At 62.0% G+C, this 26,411-nt stretch carries 26 protein-coding genes and 5 tRNA genes; 3 read left to right on the top strand and 28 right to left on the bottom strand.

The window, feature by feature from the left end; genetic code table 11:
- Positions 1-266: 266 nt before the first annotated feature.
- The 7 genes from COLINT_RS03965 to asnS form a co-directional block, all read right to left on the bottom strand.
- Positions 267-770, bottom strand: a complete 504-nt coding sequence (locus COLINT_RS03965) for an LURP-one-related/scramblase family protein (RefSeq protein WP_006723087.1) — start codon at positions 768-770, stop codon at positions 267-269.
- A gap of 70 nt (positions 771-840) precedes the next feature.
- Positions 841-2,106 carry an MFS transporter gene (locus COLINT_RS03970; RefSeq protein ID WP_006723088.1) on the bottom strand — a complete coding sequence of 422 codons (1,266 nt, stop codon included), beginning with the start codon at positions 2,104-2,106 and terminating at the stop codon, positions 841-843.
- A gap of 188 nt (positions 2,107-2,294) precedes the next feature.
- On the bottom strand, positions 2,295-3,089 hold the full coding sequence (locus COLINT_RS03975; RefSeq protein WP_006723089.1) for an ABC transporter ATP-binding protein: 795 nt from the start codon (positions 3,087-3,089) through the stop codon (positions 2,295-2,297).
- Complete coding sequence (locus COLINT_RS03980) at positions 3,082-4,002, bottom strand: ABC transporter permease (RefSeq protein ID WP_006723090.1); 921 nt, start codon at positions 4,000-4,002, stop codon at positions 3,082-3,084. The genes COLINT_RS03975 and COLINT_RS03980 overlap by 8 nt, the downstream gene beginning before the upstream one ends.
- A gap of 160 nt (positions 4,003-4,162) precedes the next feature.
- Positions 4,163-5,197: an ABC transporter substrate-binding protein gene (locus COLINT_RS03985; protein WP_039910336.1), complete on the bottom strand. Its 1,035-nt coding sequence runs from the start codon at positions 5,195-5,197 to the stop codon at positions 4,163-4,165.
- Between the two features lie 100 nt (positions 5,198-5,297).
- A complete protein-coding gene (locus COLINT_RS03990) occupies positions 5,298-6,302 on the bottom strand; it encodes an ABC transporter substrate-binding protein (protein ID WP_039910578.1) in 1,005 nt (334 codons plus the stop codon).
- A 346-nt stretch (positions 6,303-6,648) separates the two neighbouring features.
- Entirely contained in the window at positions 6,649-8,052 is a 1,404-nt protein-coding gene (gene asnS, locus COLINT_RS03995; protein WP_006723093.1) for an asparagine--tRNA ligase, read from the bottom strand.
- A 136-nt stretch (positions 8,053-8,188) separates the two neighbouring features.
- Here asnS and COLINT_RS04000 point away from each other — a divergent pair, with 136 nt between their 5' ends.
- On the top strand, positions 8,189-9,001 hold the full coding sequence (locus COLINT_RS04000) for a tyrosine-protein phosphatase (protein ID WP_039910338.1): 813 nt from the start codon (positions 8,189-8,191) through the stop codon (positions 8,999-9,001).
- A gap of 228 nt (positions 9,002-9,229) precedes the next feature.
- Here the strand turns inward: COLINT_RS04000 and COLINT_RS04005 are convergent, their stop codons facing one another.
- Positions 9,230-10,315, bottom strand: coding sequence for a histidine kinase dimerization/phospho-acceptor domain-containing protein (locus COLINT_RS04005; protein WP_006723096.1), 1,086 nt, complete (start codon positions 10,313-10,315; stop codon positions 9,230-9,232).
- A gap of 23 nt (positions 10,316-10,338) precedes the next feature.
- Positions 10,339-11,031 carry a response regulator transcription factor gene (locus COLINT_RS04010; RefSeq protein WP_039910579.1) on the bottom strand — a complete coding sequence of 231 codons (693 nt, stop codon included), beginning with the start codon at positions 11,029-11,031 and terminating at the stop codon, positions 10,339-10,341.
- A 291-nt stretch (positions 11,032-11,322) separates the two neighbouring features.
- On the opposite strand from COLINT_RS04010, the gene COLINT_RS04015 reads away from it, so the two are divergent.
- Entirely contained in the window at positions 11,323-12,174 is an 852-nt protein-coding gene (locus tag COLINT_RS04015) for a MerR family transcriptional regulator (protein ID WP_006723099.1), read from the top strand.
- A 158-nt stretch (positions 12,175-12,332) separates the two neighbouring features.
- Positions 12,333-13,103, top strand: a complete 771-nt coding sequence (locus COLINT_RS04020; protein WP_006723100.1) for a mechanosensitive ion channel family protein — start codon at positions 12,333-12,335, stop codon at positions 13,101-13,103.
- A 198-nt stretch (positions 13,104-13,301) separates the two neighbouring features.
- Here the strand turns inward: COLINT_RS04020 and COLINT_RS04025 are convergent, their stop codons facing one another.
- The 19 genes from COLINT_RS04025 to disA all read right to left on the bottom strand — a co-directional run bounded on the left by COLINT_RS04025 (position 13,302) and on the right by disA (position 26,195).
- Positions 13,302-14,441 (bottom strand): permease prefix domain 1-containing protein, encoded by a 1,140-nt coding sequence (locus COLINT_RS04025; RefSeq protein ID WP_006723101.1) that lies wholly within the window; start codon positions 14,439-14,441, stop codon positions 13,302-13,304.
- Positions 14,438-14,788: a PadR family transcriptional regulator gene (locus COLINT_RS04030; RefSeq protein WP_006723102.1), complete on the bottom strand. Its 351-nt coding sequence runs from the start codon at positions 14,786-14,788 to the stop codon at positions 14,438-14,440. The genes COLINT_RS04025 and COLINT_RS04030 overlap by 4 nt, the downstream gene beginning before the upstream one ends.
- A gap of 233 nt (positions 14,789-15,021) precedes the next feature.
- Complete coding sequence (rplA, locus tag COLINT_RS04035) at positions 15,022-15,732, bottom strand: 50S ribosomal protein L1 (RefSeq protein WP_006723103.1); 711 nt, start codon at positions 15,730-15,732, stop codon at positions 15,022-15,024.
- Positions 15,733-15,826: 94 nt separating this feature from the next.
- Entirely contained in the window at positions 15,827-16,255 is a 429-nt protein-coding gene (rplK, locus tag COLINT_RS04040) for a 50S ribosomal protein L11 (protein WP_006723104.1), read from the bottom strand.
- Positions 16,256-16,378: 123 nt separating this feature from the next.
- The gene (gene nusG / locus COLINT_RS04045; protein WP_006723105.1) at positions 16,379-16,918 is read right to left on the bottom strand and encodes a transcription termination/antitermination protein NusG; all 540 of its coding nucleotides are present in this window, start codon (positions 16,916-16,918) and stop codon (positions 16,379-16,381) included.
- A gap of 4 nt (positions 16,919-16,922) precedes the next feature.
- Positions 16,923-17,177: a preprotein translocase subunit SecE gene (secE, locus tag COLINT_RS04050; RefSeq protein ID WP_006723106.1), complete on the bottom strand. Its 255-nt coding sequence runs from the start codon at positions 17,175-17,177 to the stop codon at positions 16,923-16,925.
- Positions 17,178-17,252: 75 nt separating this feature from the next.
- Positions 17,253-17,328, bottom strand: a tRNA-Trp gene (locus COLINT_RS04055).
- 13 nt (positions 17,329-17,341) lie between these two features.
- Positions 17,342-17,491 carry a 50S ribosomal protein L33 gene (gene rpmG / locus COLINT_RS04060; RefSeq protein WP_039910339.1) on the bottom strand — a complete coding sequence of 50 codons (150 nt, stop codon included), beginning with the start codon at positions 17,489-17,491 and terminating at the stop codon, positions 17,342-17,344.
- A gap of 279 nt (positions 17,492-17,770) precedes the next feature.
- Entirely contained in the window at positions 17,771-18,961 is a 1,191-nt protein-coding gene (gene tuf, locus COLINT_RS04065; protein ID WP_006723109.1) for an elongation factor Tu, read from the bottom strand.
- A 96-nt stretch (positions 18,962-19,057) separates the two neighbouring features.
- Positions 19,058-19,134, bottom strand: a tRNA-Met gene (locus tag COLINT_RS04070).
- Between the two features lie 3 nt (positions 19,135-19,137).
- Positions 19,138-19,213: transfer RNA gene (locus COLINT_RS04075), tRNA-Thr, on the bottom strand.
- Positions 19,214-19,218: 5 nt separating this feature from the next.
- Positions 19,219-19,302: transfer RNA gene (locus COLINT_RS04080), tRNA-Tyr, on the bottom strand.
- 325 nt (positions 19,303-19,627) lie between these two features.
- Positions 19,628-19,702 (bottom strand) — tRNA-Thr (locus tag COLINT_RS04085).
- 47 nt (positions 19,703-19,749) lie between these two features.
- Positions 19,750-20,439, bottom strand: coding sequence for an NYN domain-containing protein (locus COLINT_RS04090; protein ID WP_006723110.1), 690 nt, complete (start codon positions 20,437-20,439; stop codon positions 19,750-19,752).
- A 72-nt stretch (positions 20,440-20,511) separates the two neighbouring features.
- Positions 20,512-21,438 (bottom strand): 23S rRNA (guanosine(2251)-2'-O)-methyltransferase RlmB, encoded by a 927-nt coding sequence (rlmB, locus tag COLINT_RS04095; protein WP_006723111.1) that lies wholly within the window; start codon positions 21,436-21,438, stop codon positions 20,512-20,514.
- A gap of 215 nt (positions 21,439-21,653) precedes the next feature.
- Positions 21,654-23,120 carry a cysteine--tRNA ligase gene (cysS, locus tag COLINT_RS04100; protein WP_039910340.1) on the bottom strand — a complete coding sequence of 489 codons (1,467 nt, stop codon included), beginning with the start codon at positions 23,118-23,120 and terminating at the stop codon, positions 21,654-21,656.
- Between the two features lie 257 nt (positions 23,121-23,377).
- Positions 23,378-23,866 (bottom strand): 2-C-methyl-D-erythritol 2,4-cyclodiphosphate synthase, encoded by a 489-nt coding sequence (gene ispF, locus COLINT_RS04105; RefSeq protein ID WP_006723113.1) that lies wholly within the window; start codon positions 23,864-23,866, stop codon positions 23,378-23,380.
- 314 nt (positions 23,867-24,180) lie between these two features.
- A complete protein-coding gene (locus COLINT_RS04110; protein ID WP_039910342.1) occupies positions 24,181-25,005 on the bottom strand; it encodes an IspD/TarI family cytidylyltransferase in 825 nt (274 codons plus the stop codon).
- 125 nt (positions 25,006-25,130) lie between these two features.
- Entirely contained in the window at positions 25,131-26,195 is a 1,065-nt protein-coding gene (gene disA / locus COLINT_RS04115) for a DNA integrity scanning diadenylate cyclase DisA (RefSeq protein WP_006723116.1), read from the bottom strand.
- Positions 26,196-26,411: the final 216 nt, after the last annotated feature.

Raw genomic sequence — 26,411 nt, forward strand, 5'->3', positions numbered from 1 at the left:
GGTCCGACGGCCTTGTATGCATAGAGCCATTTTTCCACAGTGCCTACGGGAATGCCGAGCGAAGATGAGACGGAGCGCTTGCCGAACCCCGCCTCGAAGAGCTCCAAAGCCCTTTCCCTGACCTCAATACCGTGCCTTAACCTTTTAGCGTTTTGCATGAAGAAAGTTTCCCATTTCTCGTTGTCCAAGAAATGGGAGGCAGTTCACCGCGGGGCCGGCGCCTCTTTCATATCGATAGCTATCTATGCGATAAATCGATGCGCTTGTTAGACCGGGATCGGCGCATCATCTCGAATGACCGAACGTGCGATAAGGGCGAGTAGGACCATTTCAATCACATGGTCTTCGTCAAGCACCTCGATATCGTACGCATCTCCTCGCAGAGCCGGGACCTGCTTGGCACGGACGAGCACCTTGCCGTCCTCGGAATGCACCTCGAACCGGCTGCTCCACGCACGCTGCGTGAGAACCGTCCAACCCGTCTGGCCCGCCTTGATGATCGCCTCGCACGTACTGCTGGAGACGCGGAACGAGCGCTTGGTCGTGAAGGAGACGCCGCCGTCGATCGAAACCGAATAGGCGCGGTCCTTCTCGTCCGTGCGCGTGGTCACGTAATGCGCAAGCTCGGCGCCTTCGGCATCGTAGAGACGCGTGCACCGAGGCGCCGAAAGCGGGTCGGTCTTGGTGGTGAACACCGTCTTTTCCTCGAGATCGGTCACATTCACCTCGCTGTGCACGCTGGCAAGCTTGGCTGATATGCGGAGCTTCATGGCCCCTCCCCTAGTCGTACCCCTTAGATACAACGCTGTATACCCATTTTCAGCGATGGCAGGGCGAACATCACTCGGTCGGCGCGGGCGCGTCGAGATCGCGCAGCGCGCGGGCGACGAGCGCGCACAGGGTCACGGCAATCCAGACTCCCGTCATGACCAGGCAGGCCGACCCGATATCCATGAGAGAGACGAGCACGGAGCCAAAGAACGCGCCGGCAGGGGCGACGACGAGGAACAGAGCGTTCAGAGCGCCCATTGCCGCTCCGCGGCGAGACTCAGGCACGCGATCGTAGGCAAAGAAGCCGAGGAGCGCCGAAGCCGGGCCGGCGAAGAGCCCCACGATGCCCGCCGCGAGCATGAGCACGGGAACAGAGGGCAGCGTGCCCATGACGACCATGCCGAGCGCCATGCCCGACAAAGAGATGACGAACCACGTGCGACGAGGCATGCGCGGAGAGAATGCGGTATAGAGCAAGGAGCCGCACAGCAGGCCGGCGCCCATGGAGGACACGACGTAACCCACCAGCTCGGGCGCACCCATGGCGGTGAAGTGAGCGGGCAGCACGATGCCCTGCCAGCTTCCCATCACCATGGAGATGCCGAAGGACAGCAGCGTCGAGGCGCGCAGCAGCGAGTCGGTGCCAAACAGAGCATGCAGGCCGTCGACGAGGACCGAACGGGAGGCACGGGCCATGCGCTTGATCGCGCTCTCGTGGGGGGCGGCCATCTCGGTGGACTCGGCAGCGGAAACGGCAATGACGCCGACCTCGCGCGGCAGGCTCGCAGTCACGAGCGCGGCGGCGCATGAGCACGCGCCGGTGACCCAGAGCGCATCGACATCGCCCATAAAGCCCATGAGCAGGGCGGCGGCGGCCGGTCCGATGATGTTCACCATAGCCTTGAGCGACTGATTGGCGCCCACGAACTGCTGGAGGTTCGCTCCGTCGCGCCCGCAGACCTCGGGCAGCAGCGCGTCTCGGGCGGTCATGCCGGGGACATCGCCCACGGCGCCGAGCAGACCGAGCACCACGAACCAGCCAAAGCTCAGACCCCAGATCTCGTCCACGATGGGCAGCAGAGCGACGCTCAGGGCGGAGACGAGGTCCGAGACCATGCACACGCGGCGGCGGTTGAGCTTGTCGAGCGCGGCGCCACCCACAAGGCCGCAGATGAACTGCGGCACCGCGCAGATGATGGCAAGCGAACCCGCCGCAAGCGCGTCACCGGTACGCGCAAGCAACACGAGCGGCAGCACGACACCGGCGATGCTGTTGCCCAGCAATGACAGCGCGTCGCTGATCAAAAATCGAAGAACCGAACCCTTCAGCTTCATATATGCACCCTTCGTCGTGGTTATCAACGAGGTGCATTACAGACTATGACGTTACGTCTGGGTCAAATGCCAGCTATGGCGTTGCGCCCGCCTCCATTGTGGTTCCATAGAACGAGGGGCGGCCGTGCCTGTCAACACGGTCGCCCCTCGGCGTGCGTAGATATGAACTCCGGTGCGTATCGCCGGCGCTAACTCAGCAGCATGCGGTCGTTGGCGAGCTCGCCGCCGGAAACCTCCTCGAACTTCTGCAGCAGGTCGGGCACCGTGAGCGCGCGTTTCTCCTCCCCTGCCACGTCGTAGATCACGTGGCCCTCGTGCATCATGATCAGGCGGTTGCCAAGGCGGATCGCGTCGTTCATGTTGTGGGTCACCATAAGCGTGGTGAGCTGACGCTCGGCGACGATCTGCTCCGTGAGCTCGAGGACCTTCGAGGCCGTCTTGGGGTCCAGCGCGGCGGTGTGCTCATCGAGCAGCAGCACGCGCGGGTTGGTGAGCGTTGCCATGAGCAGGGTGAGCGCCTGGCGCTGACCGCCGGACAACAGGCCGACCTTTGCCTGCATGCGCGTCTCCAGGCCAAGATCGAGGCGCTTGAGCAACTCAGCGTATTCGGCGCGCTCGTCCTTGGTGATGCCCCAGCGCAGGCCACGGCGCTGCCCGCGGCGCTTGGCAAGGGCAAGGTTCTCCTCGATCTGCATGTCAGCGGCGGTGCCACGCATGGGATCTTGGAACACGCGGCCCAGGTACTTTGCGCGCTTGGGCTCGGACAGACGCGAGATGTCCTCGCCGTCCAACTCGATAGTGCCAGAATCGAGCGGATACACGCCCGCGATCATATTGAGCAGGGTGGACTTGCCGGCGCCGTTGCCGCCGATGACAGTCACGAAATCGCCGTCGGCCAGGGTGAGATCAACACCGGTGAGGGCGCGCTTCTCGGTGACGGTACCGCGGTTGAACGTCTTCTTCACGTGGGACAGCTTAAGCATCTGCCTCACCGCCCTTCGAGTAGCTCGCACGCAGCTTGAACTTCTCCCACACCACCGGCACGCACAGAGCCAGGGCCACGATGACCGCGGACAGGAGCTTCATATCGTTGGCGTCCATGCCCATCTGCAGCACGATGGCGCGGATGAGGAAGTACACCACAGAGCCGGCGACGGCGGAAACCAGGCGGCTCTTGAATCCCGTGAGCTTGCCGGGGGTGAGGCGGCCGAGCACCTCGCCGATAACGATGGCAGCCAAACCGATGACGATGGCGCCGGTGCCCATGCCGATGTCGGCGTACTTCTGGCTCTGGCAGATGAGACCACCGGAAAGACCCACGAGGGCGTTCGACAGCATGAGGGCGATCATCTTGGTCTTGGCCGTGGAGACGCCGAGGGCGCGGATCATGTGCTCGTTGTTACCGGTTGCACGCAGGGCGCTGCCGATCTCGGTGCCGAAGAACCAGTACAGCGCGGCGATAATCGCAACGGCCACGATGACTCCCACGATGATGGAAGCGGTGGCCGAAGACAGACCCGTCAACTCGGTCATGCGAGAGAAGATCGTATCGCTTTGCAGCAGGGGCGTGTTGGACTTGCCCATGATGCGCAGGTTGACCGACCACAGGGCGATCTGGGTGAGGATGCCCGCGAGAATCGCCGGAATCTCGAACACCGTATGCAAAAAGCCCGTGACGGCGCCGGCAAGCATGCCGGCGAGCATCGCCGCCGCGACCGCGATGAGCGGGTCGACGCCGGCAACCACGAGCACGGCGCACACGCTGCCACCGAGCGCGAAGCTGCCGTCGACGGTGAGGTCGGCGATATCGAGAAGTTTGTAGGTGATGTACACACCGAGGACCATGATGCCCCACAGGATGCCCTGGGAAACGGCGCCGAGAAGCGCTCCGCTCATGTCGTCCCTCCTTTGTTCGAGCCAAATGAACCCCGGCGGTATGATTCGCCGGGGTTCATCGCGATTGCGATAGATAGTGTGTCGGCCAGTGTACCACGCCGACAAGGGGGTCCGAGCGAACACCCCGGTCAAAATGCGCCTGAAACGCGCCGTGGGGCGGCTACTCGGCGGCACTCACGTCCGTGGCGCCATCCTCGACCAGCGAGGTGACGTCAATGCCGAGCGCCTCGGCGGTCCGCCCGTTGTAGACCAGGTCGCACTCGGCGGCTCCCATGGACTCGATCGGCATTGCGGCGGGCTCGGCACCCTCGGTGAGGATGCGCACAGCCATCTCGCCCGCGCGGCGGCCGAGCTCCTCGTAATTGATGGACAGGCTCGCCAGGCCGCCGGCCTCGACGTGTGCGACCTCGCCGCACACCGTGGGCACCTTGTGCTCGTTGGCGATCGAGGCGATCACCGTCATAGCGGAGGCGATGGTGTTGTCCGTGGGAGTGTAGATGGCGTCGACCTTGCCCATCATGGACTCGACCACCTGCTGGACCTCGTTGGAGCTGGAGGCGGTGTACTCGACGCCCTCTATACCGAGCTTTTTGAGCTCGGCGGCGGCCAGCTCAATCTGGATCTTTGAGTTGGACTCGGCGGTGCAGTAGAGCAGGCCGACCTTCTTGGCCTCGGGCGCGAGCTGGTGGAGCAGGTCGATCTGATCGACGACGGGGTTCATGTCGGAGGTGCCGGTGACGTTGCCGCCGGGGGCGTCATTGTCCTTGACCAGGCCGGAGGCGGCGAAGTCGGTGATGGCGGTGCAGACGATGGGGATGTCGGAGGTGGCACCCGCCACGGCCTGGGCGGCGGGGGTGGCGATCGCGAGGATCAGGTCGCAGCCCTCGTTCACGAGCGTGCTCGCGATGGTCTGGCAGGCGGACTGGTCGTTCTGGGCGTTTTGCTGATTGATCTTCGCGCCGATACCGGCCTCTTCCACCGCGGCGACGAAGCCCTTGTTGGCGGCGTCGAGTGCGGGGTGCTCGGTGAGCTGCAGGACGCCGATCTTGAAGGCGGCGTCAGACGGGGCGGAACCATCGGCCTTGGCGGCGGGGTCGCCGCATCCGGCGAGGCCGAGACCGCCGACGATCGCGAATGCGGCGGCGCCGGCCATGCCCTTGACAAGAGAGCGACGAGAGCAGGTGGAGTTGTTCATGGAGATTCTCCTAACGTGCGCACAGGGCGCATGGGTGGCATATGGGACTGAGGGAGGTCGAATCGCGCATCGCGCGCGGCCTCACGCCCGACCGACCGCGTTAGACGATCTGGGCATCCTCGAGCATCGAGATGTCGACGCCGAGTGCATCGGCGGTCGCCTGGTTGACGATGAGCTGGCACTCATCGCTCGACAGGTACTCGATGGGCATATCGGCGGGATTGGCGTCCTCGGTGAGGATCTTCACGGCCATCTCGCCTGCCTTATAACCCAAGTCGTAATAGCTGATGCTATACGACGCCAGCCCTCCATCCTCGACCATGGTGTCGCATCCTACGATGACGGGGAGTTTATTCTCATTGGCGACCATGGAGACGGTCGCCATACCCGCGGCGATGGTGTTGTCGGTGGGAGCGTAAATCGCGTCGACCTTGCCGACCATGGATTCGACCATCTGCTGGATCTCATTGGAAGAGGAGACCGCGTAGCGCTCGTGCGCGATGCCGGCGTCCTCGAGGACCTCCTCGGCGAGCTCGACCTGCACCGTCGAATTGGACTCGGCGGAGCAGTACAGGATGCCCACGCTCTTGGCCTCGGGCAGCAGCTGGCGAAGCAGCTCGATCTGATCCGCGACGGGCGTGAGGTCCGAGCTTCCGGTGACGTTGCCGCCGGGCTCCTCATTGGAGTCCACGAGCCCGCTCTCGGCGTAATCGGTGATGGCGGAGCCGACGACCGGGATGTCGGACGTGGCGCCCGCGACCGCCTGGGCAGCGGGAGTGGCAATGGCGAAGATCAGGTCGTCACCGTCGTTCACGAGCTTGCTCGCGATGGTCTGGCAGGCCGACTGATCGTTCTGTGCGTTTTGCTGATCGATCGTGTAGGCGATACCCGACTCGTCGAGCGCGGCGACGAAGCCCTTGTTCGTTTGGTCGAGCGCACCGTGCTCGACCAGCTGCAGGACGCCGACCTTGTAGCCGGAACCCGTCTTCCCAGAAGCACCGGTGCTGCCGGGGGCAGCCTTGCCGTCGCCACAGCCGGCCAGCGCTCCGGCGGCAAAAAAGCTCGCTCCGAGGGCGATAAGGTTCCTGCGCGAAATGCTCAGCATGGCGATCAACTCCGTTTCCTCTGTACGGGTCCCGCCATCCATCAGCGGGACGCTTTATCGCGTGAAAGCAATGCAAGGGATATACTAGCCCGCCCGGATCATGGGGGCCAGAGCGTTAATGCCGTGTTAACAAGCGGGCAATATAGCAGCCCAATAGAAACGTCGCAGACATCTCGATATCCCGCAACTTGACTCCCCCACCAACTCAAAACCTCGGAGAATCCAGCTCCAAGGCCTCGAAACAGCCGACTCAAAGGCTCAAAAGACCCGTGCGCAGCGAAAACCGGCCGCAACCGTATCTGGTTGCGGCCGGTTATCAATCAAACCGAGTCAAACACGCCCGGCTTTAGAAGTCGCAGCTACCAACGGTGCGCGGGTGCGGCAGGACGTCGCGGATGTTGCCGACGCCCGTGAGGTACATCACCAGGCGCTCGAAGCCGAGGCCGAAACCGGCGTGCTTGCACGTGCCGTAGCGGCGCAGGTCGAGGTAGTACTTGTACTGCTCGGGGTCCATGCCCAGCTCGGCGATGCGACGCTCGAGCACCTCGAGGCGCTCCTCGCGCTGGGAGCCGCCGATGATCTCGCCGATGCCGGGAACCAGGCAGTCCGCGGCGGCAACGGTCTTGCCGTCATCGTTCAGGCGCATGTAGAAGGCCTTGATCTCGGCCGGGTAGTCGGTCACGAAGGTCGGGCACTTGAAGTGTTCCTCGGTGAGGAAGCGCTCGTGCTCGGTCTGCAGGTCGATACCCCAGCTCACGGGGTAGTCGAACTGATGACCGGCGGCGACGGCGTCCTCGAGGATCTTCACGGCATCGGTGTAGGTCACGCGGGCGAAATCGGAATTTGCCACATGCGTGAGGCGCTCGATGAGGCCCTTGTCGACGAACTTGTTGAGCATGGCGAGCTCATCGGGGCAGCGGTCCATGACGTCGCGGATGACGTACTTGAGCATGTCCTCGGCGAGGTCCATATCGTCGGCCAGGTCGGCAAAGGCGATCTCGGGCTCGATCATCCAGAACTCGGCCGCGTGGCGCGTGGTGTTGGAGTTCTCGGCGCGGAAGGTCGGGCCGAAGGTGTACACGTCGCCAAAGGCCATGGCGAAGTTCTCGGCGTTGAGCTGGCCGGACACGGTGAGCGAGGCGGTGGTGCCGAAGAAATCCTGGCTGAAGTCCACGTTGCCCTTATCGTCCAGCGGCGGGTTGGCCGGGTCGATGGTGGTGACGTGGAACATCTCGCCGGCGCCCTCGCAGTCGCTCGCGGTGATGATGGGGGTGTTCACGTAGACGAAGCCGCGATCCTGGAAGAAGCGATGGATGGCAGCGGCGGCCACGGAGCGCACGCGGAAGACGGCGCGGAACAAGTTGGTGCGCGGGCGCAAGTGCTGCTGAGTGCGCAGGAACTCCACGGTGGCGCGCTTCTTCTGCAGCGGGTAGTCCGGAGCGGAAACGCCCTCGACCGCAATCTCGGTCGCGGCGAGCTCGAAGGGCTGAGGGGCGTCCGGCGTGAGTTTGAGCTCGCCGGTGCAGATGAGCGCCGCGGAGACGTTCTGATGGGCGATCTCGTCGTAGTTGGCGAGCGCCTCGCGGTTCATGACGACCTGCAGGTCCTTGAAGCAGCTGCCGTCGTTCAAGGTGACGAAGCCGAAGTTCTTCATGTCGCGGACGGACTTGACCCATCCGGCAACGGTCACTTGCTGTCCGCCGAGCGTCTCAGCATCGGCGTAGAGCTGGGCGATCTTGGTGCGATCCATGCCATTCCTTTCCCGCGTGCACCGCAAGACGGCGGCGCACGATGCGCTTTTCTCACAATCGTCCATTCTAGCAGGTGTGCCGCGTATGGCCCTCTGGCAGAATAATGGCAAGAAACCTCACGAGAAAGGTCACACGATGGCTCAAAACTATTGGGGCGATGAGCTCCCCTCTCGCGTCGACCTGCCCCCTGCAGCCGACCCGGCGCGCCCGGGATACGGCCGCATCGACTTCGACAAGCTCCCCAACACCCGCGACCTGGGCGGTATGGTGGGCGCCGGCGGTCGCCGCGTGAAGCACGGCCTGCTGCTGCGCTCAGGCACGCTCGGTTTTGGCTCTCCCGCCGACATCGACCGCCTGCGCGATGACTACGACCTGCGCCTCGTGATCGACTTTCGCAATCTCATCGAGCTCTCCGAGCTGCCCGATCCCATGGATCTCATCCCCGCCGCGCGCTACCTGCATGCCGAGATCTTTTCCGACCGCCAGGTGGGCGTCACGCAGGAGCACGAGAAGACCGCGTTCGAATACAAGCTCGAGTCCATGGCCCAGGGAGACCCCGTCGAGTTCATGACGCTGCTCTACCCGCACATGCTCATCGACGAGACGGGCATCAACGGTTACCGCTCCTTTGTGCGGGCGGTGCTCGATGTCGAGGAAGGTGCCGCTCTCTGGCACTGCTACGTGGGGCGCGACCGCTGCGGAATGGGCTCGGCGCTTATCGAGACCATGCTCGGCGTGAGCCGCGACGATATTCTCGCCGACTACCTCGCCACCAACCTCTACGCTCCCATCGACCTCACGCTGGATTCTCCCGCCTCCATCTGCTATTTCGAGGCCATCGAACGCGCGCTCGAGCTGCACGGCGGGTTCAAGGGCTACCTCACTGGCACGCTCGGCATCACCGAGGACGAAATCGCCGCCTTCCGCGAGCGCTGCCTCGAAGATTAGATCGAGTGACCCATGCGGAGACGGGCGTTTTTCGTCCTTCCCCGCTCGTCGCCGCCTCGCATTTCACTGAAACATATCCAAAGTCACGAGCTTCGGGTCTTATTCGTGTCTTTCATGCCATCTCGATGCGATGCCCGCTCGGCGGGGTAGCGCGAAAACCCGCGGCGCCCCGCCTTCCCCGTATCCGCATCCCTGGGCCTTTCCAATACTCAGCCCATCGCATGCTCATCACGCCTTTGAATCTCCGCGTTCGGGGTCGGCCACCAAATCGAGCAGCCTGCACGTGCGGTCGGCGAGCTCGTCGATATCTTCGCGCATGTTCTTCGTCCAGCGCTCCTGGCTCGCGACCGTCTCTGCACTATTCGCCACCAGGGCGTCAAGATTTGACGAGAGGGAAGCCATGGGCGTCTTGAGCTCATGAGATGCCTTGATGAGAAACTCTCGCTGGCGCGCCTGGGACTCTGCCACCGGAACGAGCGCGCGATCGATGATCCTACGGCACACCAAGACGAGCACGACGCAGCCAGCCACGCCGACCGCCGCGAGAAACATAGCCATCCGCCTCAGGTATATGACTGACGAGGTGATATCGACGAACGCATACACGCGAGCGGCCAAATACCCATCCTTTTCGTACCCCTCGAGGCGCCCGTCGCTGTACAGGGAAACCCCGCTGTCGCCCGTCGCGTCTTTCGAATAACGCGGACTCGTCACTGCGATCTCCGTCGCGCACTTCCACGTCATCCCATGAACCTTAATGTACTGCGGCTTCGGGCGCTTGCCGGCATCCGCCCGATTGGACAGAGCAATGTTCGTCAATTCTTCGAGTGCGGATTCACACCAATTGAACGCCCCATACAAAGGATCGCCATCGCCACTTATCACATTATGAGGGGGCACCAGGAACGCCATGGAGCCTCCTTCGAACACTGCGAGGGAGAACGGACTCTGCACGGGCCCAGAGAGCGAGTAGTAGGTGTCCGGCGCCGTTGCCGTCGGCTTCCAATCGCCCGCCTCCTCTTTCGATGATTCGATTAGGCCAGCGAACGCTTGAGGGACGTCGGGCTTCGCGCCCTCGTAGGCCTCCATCAGACTGCCCCGATTCAATGAGTCGGTCATCACGTTTTGCAGCGCCACGTTGTTGGCGTCTCGCGCCGAAAATGCACTGGCAACCCAAGCAGCCGCCAAAGCGAATACGAGGATGCTGCAAACAAGCATCGACGAGCGCAGCCACAGGCGCTTGCGCAGGGCCCTGAGATCACCGCCCCCCGCAGTCAAACCGTCTTTCTGCCCATTATTGAACACGGCGCTCATGAATCTTCTCCCCTCGTCGCATCTCAGCCTGCAAGCTGTCCGTTCATCAGGCGATATCCCACACCGCGCACGGTCTCGATCCGCGCCGGTGACTCCAGTTTTTCAAGCTTGCCACGCAGCGCGTGAACCAATACCTCGATACGATTGTCGACCAACGACACATGAGGTCCCCAAAGCCGAACGGCCAAATCGCTCTTGGAGACAGGGCTTCCCGAGCGCCCCATGAACGCCTCAAGGAGCAACGCTTCCTTCGGCGTCAGCTCAACGGCAACTGCGCCCCCACGGGCCTGCACAGACAACTTTTCCACATCAAGCACAAGTCCGCACGCCTCGATCGCATTGTTCGGCCGGTAGGTTGCCGGGCGGCGCGTGACCGCGCGAATGCGGGCGAGCAGTTCGCTTGCATGAAACGGCTTGGGAAGATAATCATCCGCACCGGCGTCGAGCCCCGCCACGCGGTCGCCAACGCCCTGTCGGGCGGTGAGCAGGATAACGGGAACCACGCTGCCCGCCTCGCGCAGCTTGCGCAGAACATCCATACCGCTCATGTCGGGCAGCATGATGTCGAGAAGAAGCACATCGTATGCGCCCGTAAGCGCCATGGCGAGACCATCGGCGCCAATGTGCGCGACATCGGCACCGTAACCGCTTTTGCGCAATATCTCGGCCACCGCCTCTGCCAGACGCGGTGTATCTTCAATCAGCAGCACGCGCATCGGAGCACCTCCCTTCGAGCGCAGCGCCTCTCGTATGAGGCGCATCCCACTCGTTGCCTAGAGAATACCCGAGCAAGCTGATAAGAACCTGAGAGACGCACAGGACAAACGTCTCAATTCGTACCTGTCCCCAATCGAGACGGTCTCACATGGGGACAGGCACAAATTGAGACATGTTTGGGCATGGAGCATTTGTGGGTGCTTTGACTCGTACGTTACGTCTGGGTTTTTACTATCGGTGGGTACAACACGCGATGAGCCCAATCCAACCGACCCCACGGAGGAGCGCAGATGAAAAGCAGCGAGCTTGCACGCATGGCAGGCGTGAGCGTCCGCACCCTGAGGCACTATCACGCCATTGGCCTGCTGCCAGAACCACCGCGCGGCGATAACGGCTATCGTGACTACGAGCCCACGCACCTCTTGCGCCTCCTTCGCATCCGTCAGCTGGCCTCACTCGGTTTCTCCCTCGAGCAAATCGGTCCTATGCTTCAGGACCTCGATGCCGAGCGCGCTGAGGGCGACGAGTGCCGCGGCGAGTCCGATCGACTGCTCGACGACCTCGACAGACAGCTTCAAGAGCAGATCACCCAGCTCGAGCAACAGCGCGAGCTCATCGTGCGCATCCGCTCCGGCCAGGGCGAGCCCGACTATCCCGCCCGTGCCGCCCGCGCACTCGAAGCGATCGAGGACTTCGAACGCACGAGCCATGGACAGGGCTTTTTGCTCTGCGCGCTCACGGGCAACGACAAGACCGCGATGGGCGTGGCGGCGCACCTGTACTCCGACGACGAACTCGCCGAAATCGAACGCATCTTCCACGCCATCCCCGAGCGCGGCCTCACGCAGGAGTACCTCCATGTGAGCCGGCTCATGGACACGCTGCCGGCTCACGCGAGCACCGAGCGCCGTGAGGCCGCCATCGAAGCCGGCCTGGCTTTCCTCGAAAAGATTGACGATTGCTTCGACGTCCGCAACTGGCTCCGGCCCGACAAGGATTACGAGCTCGTACTCGAGAACATGGCCTCGGAACACTACAACGATGCGCAGATTGCCGCGTCCGACGAGCTGTTCACGCGGTTCACGCGACGCATGGCCGAGCGCGCGGAACACGGTGGGTGCATATCGTCGACCGAGGCCTGACGCATCCGACATGGCATCCGGGCGGCTGGGGCTTGTCGAGCCGGATTCTGGCCCGGCTCGGCACGCCCCGGCCGCCCGTCATAAAGCGCCCGTGATTGGGAACACTCAGTTGTGTGAGAATTCAAATCGAACCCGTTGTACGCACCAGAGGAGTTCCCGTGGAAGGCCTGTTCTCCATCTTCAAAATCCCGCTCGTGCAAAGCTCGCTGTGGGCACTCGCCCTTGCACTCGCAACCGCCATCGCTGCTCGCGTGGCAACGCGCATCCTCAAGCGCTACCTCAATCAGGAGAGCAATCCCCTGCCCTCTTCCAGCATCATCATCAATATCGCCCGCGGCGTGATCTGGGCGACGGGCATCAGCGTCATCTTGGATGCATGTTTTGGCGTCAACGCCAATGCGCTCGTAGCTGCTCTTGGCGTCGGCGGTATCGCCGTCTCGCTCGGCTTCCAAGACACGCTGTCCAACCTCATCGGCGGCTTGCAGGTGACCTTCATGGGGATCGTCAAGCCAGGCGACAATATCGAGGTCGGGGCGGAGGCCGGTGTCGTGCAAGACGTGACGTGGCGTCACACCACCATCCGCGACGCCATGGGGCAGACGGTGATCATCCCCAACTCGATCATTTCAAAGACCGCCCTCGTGCATCTGCTGCCGGCCAACCGCGTGGTTGTTCCGTTCGCCGTACCGCGCGTTGGCGAGGATGGCTGTGCCCATACTCAGCACATGGACGATCTCGCCAAGCAGCTCGCCAGCCTGGCGCTCGAAGCCGGCGAGGGCGTCTCCCCCGTCATCGACGGCCCGCGCGTCCTGTTCTCCGAGATCTCGGAGCTCGGCATCAAGGGCAAGATCATCTTGCAGGTCGAGGACACGTCGAAGACCTCCGCCGCTGCAGACGCCATCGTACGCGCTATCGCAGCGCTCGTATAGGTCCTTCTCGCAGTCGAGTCGCCTCCGCGATCCGTTCTCCGCGTTTCGAGCACCGCAATCGGAATGCCGCGATTCGCGTATCGTGGCCCGTTCGCCCCACTTCCCGCTCATATACCCCTTCAAACAAATGGCGCTCGTGGATCGGCATCCACGGGCGCCATCTTCATCTTCCGTCAGCTCAACTGAGAAGGCTCTCCCCTACTTCCATTCCTTCTCAGCAACATCCACCATGTTCTCTACGAACTTGCGGCGATACAGGTTATCCTCCTTTATCTGGTGCCAACCCGCCTCGTTCACCAGCAGATCATCCAGGCGCACGCCGTAGCGGCTTTGCACCTCGTCGCGCTTGAAGACATAGTAGCTCTCGTCGAGCGGCTCATCGCTTTCCGTCAGCGTAATCTGGATCTCGTTGACGAGCGGCATGGCGCAGAACACAGCGGTCACATCGTATGCGAGAGCGGCATCGACCGAATCGCCCTCGAGGGTCTCGGGCAGCTCGCGATACGCGAGACTCAGCACATCGACGCCCTTCGTCACATCGACATCGCTCGCGTATTCTCCCATGGGCAGTGAGCGCAGAAGCGCCTCCACCTTGGCGGCGTCAGCGAGATCGGTGTCGACATATTCCGCGACGACACCATAGCCGGCATTCACAACCTCCTCGGCGAGCTCATCCCCGAGCTCGCCATCGACCCAGACCTGGCCATTCTCATCGATGAAGATCTCAGAGTTCTTCTTAGTAGGGGTGGGGTTGGTATTGCCCGCAGCAGTCGACCCCGATCCGGAAGAACCCTCGCCCCGGGAGGCATCAACGTTCTCCACGTGCTCGGTCTGCTCGCCATCGTACTGATCGAATGCCTTGATGCCAAACATCAGGCTGCACCCGGCAAAGCCGATACCCATAACCAGAAGACCGATTAGAACGCATGCCAGCACGAAGGGCCATGTGCGCTTGCGTGGCGATGATTGCTCAGGTTGTTGATGAAGAACCGCGACATTTTCCGTAATTGGCGTGGGGCCATCATGGGGCGTGCTCGCAACGGGATCCACTTGATCGGGGTCATGCGAATCCCCAGATTCATCGGCAACATCGCTTATGTCGTCCCCATCGCACTCATCCGACGAGGAGTCCGTCGGATTCTCGATGATGACGTCATCGATACTCGTCATGCTTTCCTTTGTCTGAGCAATCGCCTCGGATTCATCCAAGCCACTGGCGATCAAATCCTCGTAGCGGGCAACGAGATTGCCGTAGATCTCTTCTTTTAGCTCGATGTTCTCAGGAGTAAGCACCTTGCCTTCGAACAGGTGCTCAACGTACATGCGAAGCTCATTCATTGTTCGCTCCCATCCATGATCAACAGTCGGTCAATGATTCCACGGACGCGCTCCCAACGCTCAGTTGCCTCGACAAGCTCCTGAGCACCGGCATCCGTCAGCCGATAGTATTTTCGACGCGCGCCTTGCGTCTCGTTTCCCCAAAAGCTCTCAACGAACTTTTGACCTTCGAGACGTTTGAGACTCGTGTAGAGAGAAGGCTCCTTCATCTCATACTCGCCCAAACTCGCGGTGCCAATCGATTTGAGAATCTCATACCCATAGCTGTCACCCTTCGACAGCGTTTTGAGAATGATGGCATCGATATTGCCTCGAATGAGATCGCTCACGGCATCACGGCTCGCCATATCGGTCACCTCCCCATGGTTTGACGTTGAGGTAACTGTATCACAGAGTACTATGTGTGTCGATGTACTCTTTCAGATATATATTTACGAACACTCAGAGAAGGTTGCTCTTCCTGTTACGTCGCACAGGGCACTCCAGGTATTCAGCCCGATCCTTGAAGAGCTAAAAGAAAAACCCGGCTCGCACAAGGCGAACCGGGTTTCCGAGTCAAATGAGTTAAGCGAAATATCGCTTAGGCCTCCATGAAGTTGCGCTGGACGGCGGAGTCGATCTTGACGCCAGGGCCCATCGTGGAGGACACGGAGATGCTCTTGACGTACTTGCCCTTGGCGGAAGCGGGCTTGACGCGCAGGATCTCGGTGTAGAGGGCAGCATAGTTCTCAACGAGCTTCTGCTCATCGAAGGAGACGCGACCCAGCGGAACGTGGCAGATGCCGTAACGGTCGGCACGATACTCAACGCGGCCAGCCTTGAGCTCGGAGACCATCTTGGCGACGTCCATGGTCACGGTGCCGAGCTTGGGGTTCGGCATGAGGCCACGGGGACCGAGGATCTTACCGATGCGACCAACCTTGGCCATCATCATCGGGGTGGCGATGGCAGCGTCGAAATTGATCTCGCCCTTCTGGATCTGGGCGATGAGCTCGTCGGAACCGATGACGTCGGCGCCGGCCTCAGCGGCCTGCTCGGCCTGAGCGCCCTCGGCGAAGACGGCGACACGGACGGTCTTGCCGGTGCCGTGGGGCAGGGAGATGGAGCCACGGATGTTCTGATCGGCCTTACGGGTGTCGATGCCGAGGCGGAAGTGAGCCTCAACGGTCTCGTCGAACTTGGCGTTAGCAAGCTCCTTCACGAGCTTGACGGCCTCGAGCGGCGTGTAAACGGCAGCGCGGTCAACCTTAGCGGCGGCCTCACGGAACTTCTTGCCATGCTTGGTAGCCATGTCATTACCTCCTGTGGTACAAGCGGGAAAACCCTCCCACATCGTTCACGTGCCCTTGTGGCACGAGAGTTACTGAAATGCGATGAGATGCGCGTTACTCGGCAATGGTGACGCCCATGGAACGGGCGGTGCCGGCAACGATCTTCTTGGCGGCATCAATGTCGTTGGCATTGAGATCGGGCATCTTGATCTCGGCGATCTTGGTGAGCTGCTCGTCGGTGAGCTGGCCGACCTTGTCGCGCTGAGGAACGGCGGAGCCGCCCTTAAGACCGAGCTCCTTCTTGATCAGGTGAGCCGCAGGCGGGGTCTTGCACACGAAATCGAAGCTACGATCCTCGAAGACGGTGATGACGACCGGGATAATGTCACCCATCTTGTCCTGCGTGGCGGCGTTGAAGGCCTGGCAGAACTGCATGATGTTGACCTGGGCGGCACCGAGGGCGGGGCCCACGGGAGGAGCCGGGTTGGCCTTGCCGGCCGGAATCTGAAGCTTGATGACGGTGGCAATCTTCTTCTCTGCCATGTCACACCTTCCTTAACAACGAATGAACGTAAAAAGCTATATATCGTCAGCGCATTCGCGTTAGAAGCACGAGTTCCGATGAGCGGTCGGACTCGAAGCGCGGCACGCGGACAAACACGGAAACTAGGCGATGACCTCGATCTGCTCGAACCCAAGCTCGACCGGCGTCTCGCGGCCGAAGATGAGGAGCGTGACCTTGACCTTGCCCTGCTCGGGCATAACCTCGGAGACCTTGCCGTCGAAGTCGGCGAGCGGACCGTTGGTGACGCGAATCGAAGTACCGACCTCAATATCCACGACAGCACGCTTGGGAGCGGAAGAACCCTTATCGGTCTTGCGCATCATCTTGTTGTACTCATCGCGGGAAAGCGGAGCGGGCTTGCCGCTGCCGCCGAGGAAACCGGTGACACCAGGGGTGTTGCGGACGCACGTCCAGGCATCATCATCCATCTCCATACGGACGAGGACATAGCCGGGGAAAATCTTGACGTCCTTCTCGTCGCGCTTGCCACCCTCTTTGAGCTCGGTGACATGTTCGGTCGGGATCTGGATATCGAAGATACGATCCTGCATGCCCATGGTCTCGATGCGGTGCTCGAGATCGGACTTGACGCGGTTCTCGTATCCGGAATAAGTGTGAACGACGTACCAACGCTTGGACATCTGCTTACCCCCTCAGGCTTGCGAAGAGCACGAGGCCCTGACCGATGACAAGGTCGAGGAGCGCGATGGCCACACCGACGACGAAGAGCGAAGCGCACACCGCGACCGTGTAGTTGACGAGCTCGTTCTTAGTAGGCCACACGACGCGCTTCATCTCGGAGCGCACAGAAGCCAGATACGCCTTGCCGCGAGCGAACAGACCGGTCTTTTTCTCGGTCTTCTTCTGAGCGGACTTCTTGGTGCTCTTGTTATTGGCCATTGTGGCTTACCTCCGCGCGTTTGCGCCTAGACTTTAGAAAACGTAAGCCTCACAAGGAGGCTTACGATTACAGACTGGCACGCCAGGAAGGACTCGAACCCTCAACAGACGGTTTTGGAGACCGTTGCTCTACCAATTGAACTACTGGCGTGTATGCTTAGAGACTAGCGAGTCTCTTTGTGCAGCGTGTGCTTCTTGCACCAAGGGCAGTACTTCTTGATCTCCATGCGATCAGGCATGTTGGCCTTGTTCTTGGTGGTCGTGTAATTACGACGCTTGCAATCAGTGCAAGCCAGGGTAACCATAGTGCGCATGTATCTAAACCTCCATTTACCGCCCCTACGGGCACGGTCGCTAACATTACCATCGACCATCATGTGATGTCAATGCCAACGGTATTACCGTATCTATTCTGCAAAGGAGATTCACAACTTGAACGCAACTCGGAAGAGGAAGAGCGATCAAGGGCAGCGCAGATACGGGAATGCCGCCTTGCCAAGCCAATCACGGCGTAAAGGCTGGCAGAAAAAGGACCCGGCACCAATTGTGGCGCCGGGTCCTACAAGTACGCCTAGATCAGCGGGTAACCGAAGTTACTCGATGATGGTGGAGACGATACCGGAACCCACGGTGTGGCCACCCTCGCGGATAGCGAAGCGCAGGCCCTCCTCCATGGCGATCGGGTGGATGAGCTCGCCGGTGATGGTGATGTGGTCACCAGGCATGGCCATCTCGGTGCCCTCGGGCAGACGGACGGAACCGGTCACGTCAGTGGTACGGAAGTAGAACTGAGGACGGTAACCATCGAAGAACGGGGTGTGACGGCCACCCTCGTCCTTGGTCAGGACGTAGATCTCACCGGTGAACTTGGTGTGAGGGGTAACGGAACCCGGCTTGCACAGAACCTGGCCGCGCTCGATCTCCTCGCGCTTGATGCCGCGGAGCAGCAGGCCGACGTTGTCGCCAGCCTCGCAGAAGTCCATGGACTTACGGAACATCTCGATGCCGGTGCAGACCGTGGACTTGGTCTCCTTGATGCCGACGATCTCGACGTTGTCGTTGAGCTTGAGCTCGCCGCGCTCGACACGACCGGTGGCGACGGTACCACGACCGGAAATGGTCATGACGTCCTCGACGGCCATGAGGAAGGGCTTCTCGTTGTCGCGCTCAGGCGTGGGGATGTACTCGTCAACGGCATTCATGAGCTCGCGGATGGAGTCCATCCACTTCTCCTCGCCGTTGAGGGCGCCGAGGGCGGAGCCGCGGACGATCGGCAGATCGTCGCCCGGGAACTCGTACTCGGAGAGCAGGTCGCGGGTCTCCATCTCGACGAGGTCGATGAGCTCGTCGTCGTCGACCATGTCGCACTTGTTCAGGAAAACGACGATGTAAGGAACGCCGACCTGACGGGCGAGCAGGATGTGCTCGCGGGTCTGGGCCATCGGGCCGTCGGTGGCGGCGATAACCAGGATAGCGCCGTCCATCTGAGCAGCACCGGAGATCATGTTCTTGACGTAGTCGGCGTGGCCGGGGCAGTCAACGTGAGCGTAGTGGCGGCTGGCAGTCTCGTACTCGACGTGGGAGACGGAGATCGTGATGCCGCGCTCGCGCTCCTCGGGAGCCTTGTCGATGTTCTCGAAGGCGGTGAAGTCGGCCTTGCAGCCCTCAGTCTCAGACAGAGTCTTGGTGATGGCGGCGGTCAGGGTCGTCTTACCGTGGTCAACGTGACCGATGGTGCCGATGTTAACATGCGGCTTAGTGCGCTCAAACTTTTCCTTGGCCATGAAGCCCTCCTTCTGGAAAAGGTTGCTCCCTTTTGGAGCAAGTCCCTACTTAACTTAAGCGGCCTCCTCGTTTCCTCGGAAGCCGCCATAGTTACCTGGTAGCGGTGACTGGATTCGAACCAGTGACAACACGGGTATGAACCGTGCGCTCTGACCAACTGAGCTACACCGCCAGATGGAGCCTGCAACCAGACTTGAACTGGTGACCTCTTCGTTACCAACGAAGTGCTCTACCGACTGAGCTATACAGGCCTGACTGGTGGGGATGATAGGACTCGAACCTATGAACCCAGAGGGAGCGGATTTACAGTCCGCCGCAGTTGCCGCTGTGCCACATCCCCAGTCATTGTCAAACTCTCGCACGAAGCTGCATTTCTGCGGTGCTCTGTGCTCGAGCGAAGTGAATAATAGAACGTGGCGAGTAAGCGTGTCAACAAAAGGTTTTATATACACGTGCCCGGGCGTATCGCAGTGCAGGTAGACGGCTTAATCTGCTTATGTTCGACATATGGTGACATGACCTTTTCTCTTTCAAGTCTCAAATCGCCAGGTTCTACTTTTGCGTGATGCAGCACCGTTTAATCGCCTGTCCGCAATCGAATGCGATTCTGATCCGCTTGTTGAAAAAAGCCCGGTTCCGCTTGGAAACCGGGCTTCTTGATTCTATGGAGCCAGCGACAGGAATCGAACCCGCAACCAACGGATTACAAATCCGTTGCTCTACCGTTGAGCCACGCTGGCACTTCGGGCGCCGCAGGCGCGCAAAGCTTGTTTAGGATAGCGGAGCTCTAACGGCCGCGCAAGGATTGCAGCTTGGCGAGGGATTCGGGGCTCAATCGGCTCCCGAGCGTCAACTTGATGTCCACGTTCTCCTCGCGGGCGCGCTCGAAATCGCGATTCATATCCTCGATCTCCTCCACGAGCATGCGGGCCGAGACGCGCGTCACGCCATGGCCCATGACGGTCGCCTGGATCATCGCGTCACTTGTCACCACCGAGCAGGCCCTCCCCTCCTCGCGCGCACGGGTGCACAGATCCTGGATCACCGTATCTGCCGTCACGCCCGTGGGTGAGAACTCGATGCGCACGCCGCCCTGCGGAAGGTTCGGGCGATCGGGCGACACGTTGCCCGCGGCGTCGAACACCACGACCGCCTCGTACTGTCGGCCCGCAAACGCGGCCACGTCGCCGACCAGGGCCGTTCTGGCGCGCTCATACACATCGCTGGAATAGGGGTGGTCGCCGCGGTCGAACATGAGCCGCTCGTACTTCGGCGTGGCGTGGATGACGTTGTAGCCGTCGACCACGAGCAGCTCCTTCTTGCCCGAGCGGGCGCCGCGAGGCGGCACGGGCGTGCTCGAGGCGCCGAGACCTGCGAACGCGTTGCCAACACCATAGGTGCTTGCATCGACGATCGGCTTGGCCGAACCCTCGCCAAAACGCTTGGCCTTTGACTTCTGTCGATTCTTCTTCGTCACGACCCGTTTCCTCTACTTCCGTTCGGAGATCTCCGGTGTCTGCAAATTTTACGCCCGCGATATGGGGCGCTCCTAGGCTAGTGAGTCGCGGTTGCGGCGCATCCACTCGAAGCACAGGGCCGTGGCGGCCTGCGCGACATTGAGGCTCTCGGTCTCCCCGCGCTGCGGCAACTTGGTGGTGAAGTCACAGGTATCGAGCACCAGTCGGGAGATACCGTCGCCCTCCGACCCCATGACGAGCGCCACGCGGCCCTCAAACGGGGCATCCCAGCACACATCCTCCGCGTGCTCGGTGGCGCCGCCGACCCAAAAGCCAGCGGACTTGAGGTCCTCGAGGGCACGGGCGATGTTGGGAACTTGTGCGATGGGCAGGTGCATGACGGCTCCTGCGGAGGTCTTGTACGTTGCGACGGTGACCTCGGCCGACCGCTTGTTGGGAATCACGACGCCAGCTGCGCCCACAACCTCGGCAGAACGCACGATGGCGCCGAAGTTGCCGGCGTCGGTGACATGGTCGAGCACCACCACGAGTGCGGGCGAGCCGGCCGGTGCGGCGGCGATGATGTCGGAGAGGTCGGCATAGGGGAACTTGCCAACCTCGAGAACGATGCCTTGATGTGCGCCGTGGCTCGAGATCGCATCGAGCTGAGTGCGGGGCACACTCTTGACGCTCACGCCCGCCTCGCCAAGGCCGCCGAGCAAGTCGCGAATGGCTGGCTCGTTCTCCACGCCCTGCGCGATCAGAGCGCGCTTGATGGGGAAGCCGGTTCGCAGCGCCTCAAACGCGGCACGGCGCCCCTCGATGTAATTGCCCTCGGCGGCGTGGACGTCGCGGCGCTGGGGCGCTGCGGTCTGCTGGGTCCGAGACGCCTGAGGCATGCGCTGCTGGGCCGTGAACCTAGCCCCACGTCCCTGTGCGCCCTTCGTGCGGCCTTCGGTCCCGCGCTTCGGCTTTCCCTGATAATCGCCGCCCCTTTGCGGGCGCTTCTTCTGTGCCATCTCGGCCCCTTTCAAAGCGATTCACTCGCTGACATTGTCACATCTCGGTGCGAAAAATGCACCCGTCCCCCACGCCCGTGCGCGCTCATAACGCGCGCACGCCGCACCCGGGCACTCCGGATGCGGCGCGACATTTCTGACGTACGCCAACCTCAATTTAGGGACTGTCCCCAAATTGAGGTGATTTAGCGCCTGCCCCCAAATTGAGACGGGGGCTAAGCGTGCTTGATGCGGGAGCCGGCGGCGGTGTCCTCGATGGCGAGGCCGAGCTCCTTCAGGCGATCGCGGATGGCGTCGGCGGTGCCCCAGTCCTTGGCGGCGCGGGCCTCCGCGCGAGCAGAGAGGATGGCCTCGGCGGCCGCGTCAACGTCATCGCCCTCAAAGCCCACGAGCTCGGCGGCCACACCTGCGAGCTCGGCGGGCAGCGGTTCCTCGATCACGGGAAGCTTGACGCCCAGCTGCGCGAGCGCACCGCTGATCACGGCGGCGCAGACGCGCGCGGCGCCCTCGTCCACCGCGCCGGCGGCCTGCTCGAGGTACTTGTTGGCCTCGGTCACGAGCTGGAAGTAAGCGGCCACGGCACCGGCAGTATTGAAGTCGTCATCCATGCAGGCCTCGTAGTCGGCGGCGGCCTTTTCCATGGCGGCGGTCAGTGCATCGGCGAGTTCGGCGTTCGGCTCCCCTTCCGCGTGGTCGGCCGCCCACTTGAGGTTGCGGCAGGTGCCGGCGATACGCGCGAGCGAGTTCTCGGCGCCCTCGAGGCGCTCCCAGGAGAAGTCGAGCGGGCTGCGGTAGTGGGTCTGCAGCATGAGCAGGCGCAAGGCGGCGGCGGAGTGCTTCTCGAGCACCTCGGCCAAGGTGAAGAAGTTGCCCAGACTCTTGCTCATCTTCTCGCCGTCAACGAGCAACATGCCCGTGTGCATCCAGGTGTTGGCAAAACCCTCGTGCCAGGCGCAGGTGGCCTGGGCGCACTCGTTCTCGTGATGCGGGAAGGCAAGGTCGGAGCCACCGCCGTGGATGTCGATGGGCGTGCCCAGATAACGGTGCACCATGGCGGCGCACTCGGTGTGCCAACCGGGACGGCCCTCGCCCCACGGGCTCTTCCAGCTGGGCTCGCCGGGCTTGGCGGCCTTCCACAGGGCAAAGTCCAGCGGGTCGCGCTTGTCCTCGTTCTCCTCGATGCGGGCACCCACCATGAGGTCATCGATGTTGCGGCCGGAGACCTCGCCATAAGAGGGGTCGCTGCGCACGGAGAAGTACACGTCGCCGTTGTCGGCCGCATAGGCGTGACCGCCCTCGATCAGCGTCTTGATCATGCCGATCATGGCGCCGATCTCCTTGGTGGCACGGGGGCGCACATCCGGGTCGAGCACGTTGGCGGCGCGCATGACGCCGATAAACTTATCGGAGAACTCGGTGGCGACCTCCTCGGCGGTGCGACCCTGCTCGTTGGCGCGGTTGATGATCTTGTCATCCACGTCGGTGAGGTTCTGAGCGAACGTGACCTCGTAGCCGCTCGCGATGAGCCAGCGGCGGATCACGTCGAAGCTGATGAAGGTGCGGGCGTTGCCGATGTGGATGTTGTCGTAGACGGTGGGGCCGCACACGTACATGCGGACCTTGCCCTCCTCGATGGGACGGAAGTCCTCTTTTTGGTGAGTGGCGCTGTTGTAGATCTTCATGGGTATCTCCTCCGGGGCGGGGCGAGGCATATCATCCGTGCTCAAACAGTCCTGGCTCGCACGAAGCGTCCACAGGACGCTTCGGCTCATGCGGAAACTGTGCGCGAACGATATGCCCCGCCTCGACCACATCGTTGTCTTCCTTGCATAGTCTATACGAGCGGGCTACCTTGCAGAAGCTCGGACTTCCTCCTCGTCGGACAAGGAGATCCGCTCCAAAGAAAAAGAGGGATAGCGAACCGCCGCGGACGGTTCTTTCAGCTACATCGCTCCAGCAGGCAGACGGACCAGGCGCCTATGCCCTCGCCTTCGCCCTCCCAACCGAGCTTTTCGGTGGTCGTGGCCTTGACGCCGATGTTTTCGACCGGGCAGCCGATGGCGCGGGCCAGATTCTCGCGCATGGCCTCGCGGTGTGGACCGATCTTGGGCTCCTGGCAGGCGATAGTGCAATCGGCATCGACGAACTCGTAGCCCAAGCTGCGCGCGTGCTCCATCACCGCGGCGAGAAGCTTAAGCGAATCGGCTCCAGCGTAGGCCGGGTCTGTATCGGGGAAGAGCTTGCCAATGTCGCCACCACGGCAAGCGCCCAAGATGGCATCGGCTAGGGCGTGCGCGAGCACGTCGGCGTCGCTATGGCCGAGCAGGCCCTTGCTATGCGGGATATCCACGCCACCGATGATGCAGCGGCGCCCCTCCACCAGGCGGTGTACGTCGTATCCATGGCCAATGCGCAGATTCGATGCCATGCTGCCCCCTTATCTCACAAAATGCACGGGCTAAGGATATACCCTGCGGCGCTTTTTCGCTTCACATCCGGGCTTGACGATCGCTCGCATCTTGCTTGATGAGGTTTTTCGTATCGTTTTTGAGGAACCCCGGATAGACCTCCTTTTCGAGCAATCACGACCTGCGCTTTTGCTCTGAAAATCGGAGGCCTGCTTCGAGAAATCGAAATACGATACGAAAAACCTCAAGAAGGACTCTCCGGCGCGGCGCCGGACGCTGTGGAAGAGGCCCACATCGGAGGAACCGTCTGCCAAAACCGGACGCATCGCCATGGTCACCCACGAAGTCGGGCACGCAGGGCCGCCTCGACCGGCGCCAGATCCTCGGGCAACGTAACCTTGAGGTTATCGCGCGGGGCCTCGAACCCGCACACGCGGCCGCCCACCCCCTCGATCAGAGACGCGTCATCGGTGCCCACAAAACCCGTGCGATCGACCCATTCATATGCTTTGATCAGGGACTTAGTCCAAAAGACCTGCGGAGTCTGCACTGTCCAGAACCGAGCGCGCGGCGGGGTCTCCACAAAGCAGCCGGCCCCATCGATGACCTTGAGCGTGTCGACCGCGGGCTGACCGCACACCACACCGTCAAGAGCATGCCCCCGACGAACACCGCCCGCCGTCGAACAGGCGCTCTCCCCCGCGGGACTACCAGCCGCCTCGGCGCCGCCCGCATCCACAAGGGCATCCGGCCCCGCATCATCTCCGGCAATGAGCGCCTCGATGGCGGCGTCGATGGTCTCGGGCAAGATCAGCGGACGGGCGGCATCGTGCACGAGCGCGATCTCGCAGTCGGCCGGAACTGCAGACAAGCCGTTGCGGGTTGAATCCTGCCGCTCGGCGCCGGAGGGCGCGAACGCGATGGGTGTCGAGAACGAATACGGTTCGACGGCGCTGCGATTCATCTCATCGGACTTATCGGGCGGGCACACCACGACGATGCGCGACACGCGTTCGGCCGCGTCAAACGCCTCGAGCGTCCAGGTAATGAGCGGCTTACCGGCAACTTCGATCAACAGCTTTCCGCCCGGATTGCCAAAACGCGTACCCGAACCGCCCGCCACGATGATCGCGCAGGCGCGCTCCATGCCCTCGGCCATGCTTCCCTCCCCTTCAACGCGAAAGAGGCGCACCCGCGCCCCTCTCGCACTCTTCATCGATCAAAATCCGTGCGCCCCGGCCCCATGCGAGGCCAACGAAGCGCACAGCCCGGCACCCGAGGGCCTTAAGCCTCGCGCTTGCTGCCGTGCATCCGCGCGAGCGAATCCGCGAGAATCGCAGGGTTGTTGACGCCGAAATTGCCCAAGCGGTCGGGATCGTTCTTGATGTCGTCCATAAGATCTTGCAGCGAACCGTACTCATCCACGATGCGCTCTGCCACGCCGTCGCGCACGACGGATACGCGCGACAGGGTGCGCAGACCAAGCGGGGACATGACGGAGTCCTCGTCGAGGTCCTCAAAGCCAAGGGCCTTGGCGACCTTGCTGGGACTCGTGAGGTCCTGGGCCGACATCGACGAGAACACCTGTCGCACGCGCTCGGCATTCTCCTCGGAGGCATCGGCCGCATAGTCGCGAATCATAAGGCTGTATTCGGTCTCCATACCGGCGCCGGCGAGCTGCTCGAGCTGCATCTGCACGAGCTTCCCCTGGTTGCCCAGCTTGGCGATGCAGTTCTGAAGCTCCACCTTGGCCTGCTCCATGATCTCGAAGCTCGAGAAGATGCTCGTGATATCGGCAAGCGTGACGTAATCGTCCAGCTCGAGCGCCGTAAGGCGCAAGAGCGAGCGGTCGAGTGAGGAGCGCGTGGTCTGAAGCGTGGAAACGAGCTGGTTCACCGAGCTCATGATCTCGGTCACCGGCTGAATCTGATAGGACTTGCCATCCACATAGACGTTCACCACGCCACGGCGCTCGGACACCGAGATAATCGTGGCGTCGGTGAGCACGCTCATGCGGGCCGCGGTGCGATGGCGCATGCCCGTCTCGCTCGTGGAGAGCGAGGGATCCGGATTGAGGTGGAAGTTGGCGCGCAGGATCTTGTTGAGCCCGCCGTCGATGACGATCGCGCCATCCATCTTGGAGAGCTCGAAAAGTCGGTTGCTCGTGAAGGAAATGTTCAGCGGAAAGCCATCGTTGCCTGCGGCAAGTACGGCCTCGGTATCGCCCACGCAGATGAGCGCGCCGATGTGGCCCGCGATGATCATATCGAGGGCGGTCCTCAGCGGTTGCCCCGGGGCGGTGAGGCGAACGGCCTCTTTCATGCGCTCGTCGGTGCTTTTCTGTTCCACGGCGGACCTCCCTTGTTTCTCGCTCGTTTTATTGTCGCACGAATCGCAGGGCCCTCTTCAGATTTGCAGAAAAGTTACGATGCCGCCACGCCTGCGGAACGGAGGGGTCAAACAGACGCGGTTGACGGCCGGGTCAGACGAGCCGACTGCAAAGCGGCCAGCCGGAAATCTATCCGACTGGCCGCTCAAGGCTCGCAATTTCACATGACTCAGTGC

The organism is Collinsella intestinalis DSM 13280 (assembly GCF_000156175.1).
In the GTDB taxonomy this organism is placed as follows: Bacteria; Actinomycetota; Coriobacteriia; order Coriobacteriales; family Coriobacteriaceae; genus Collinsella; species Collinsella intestinalis.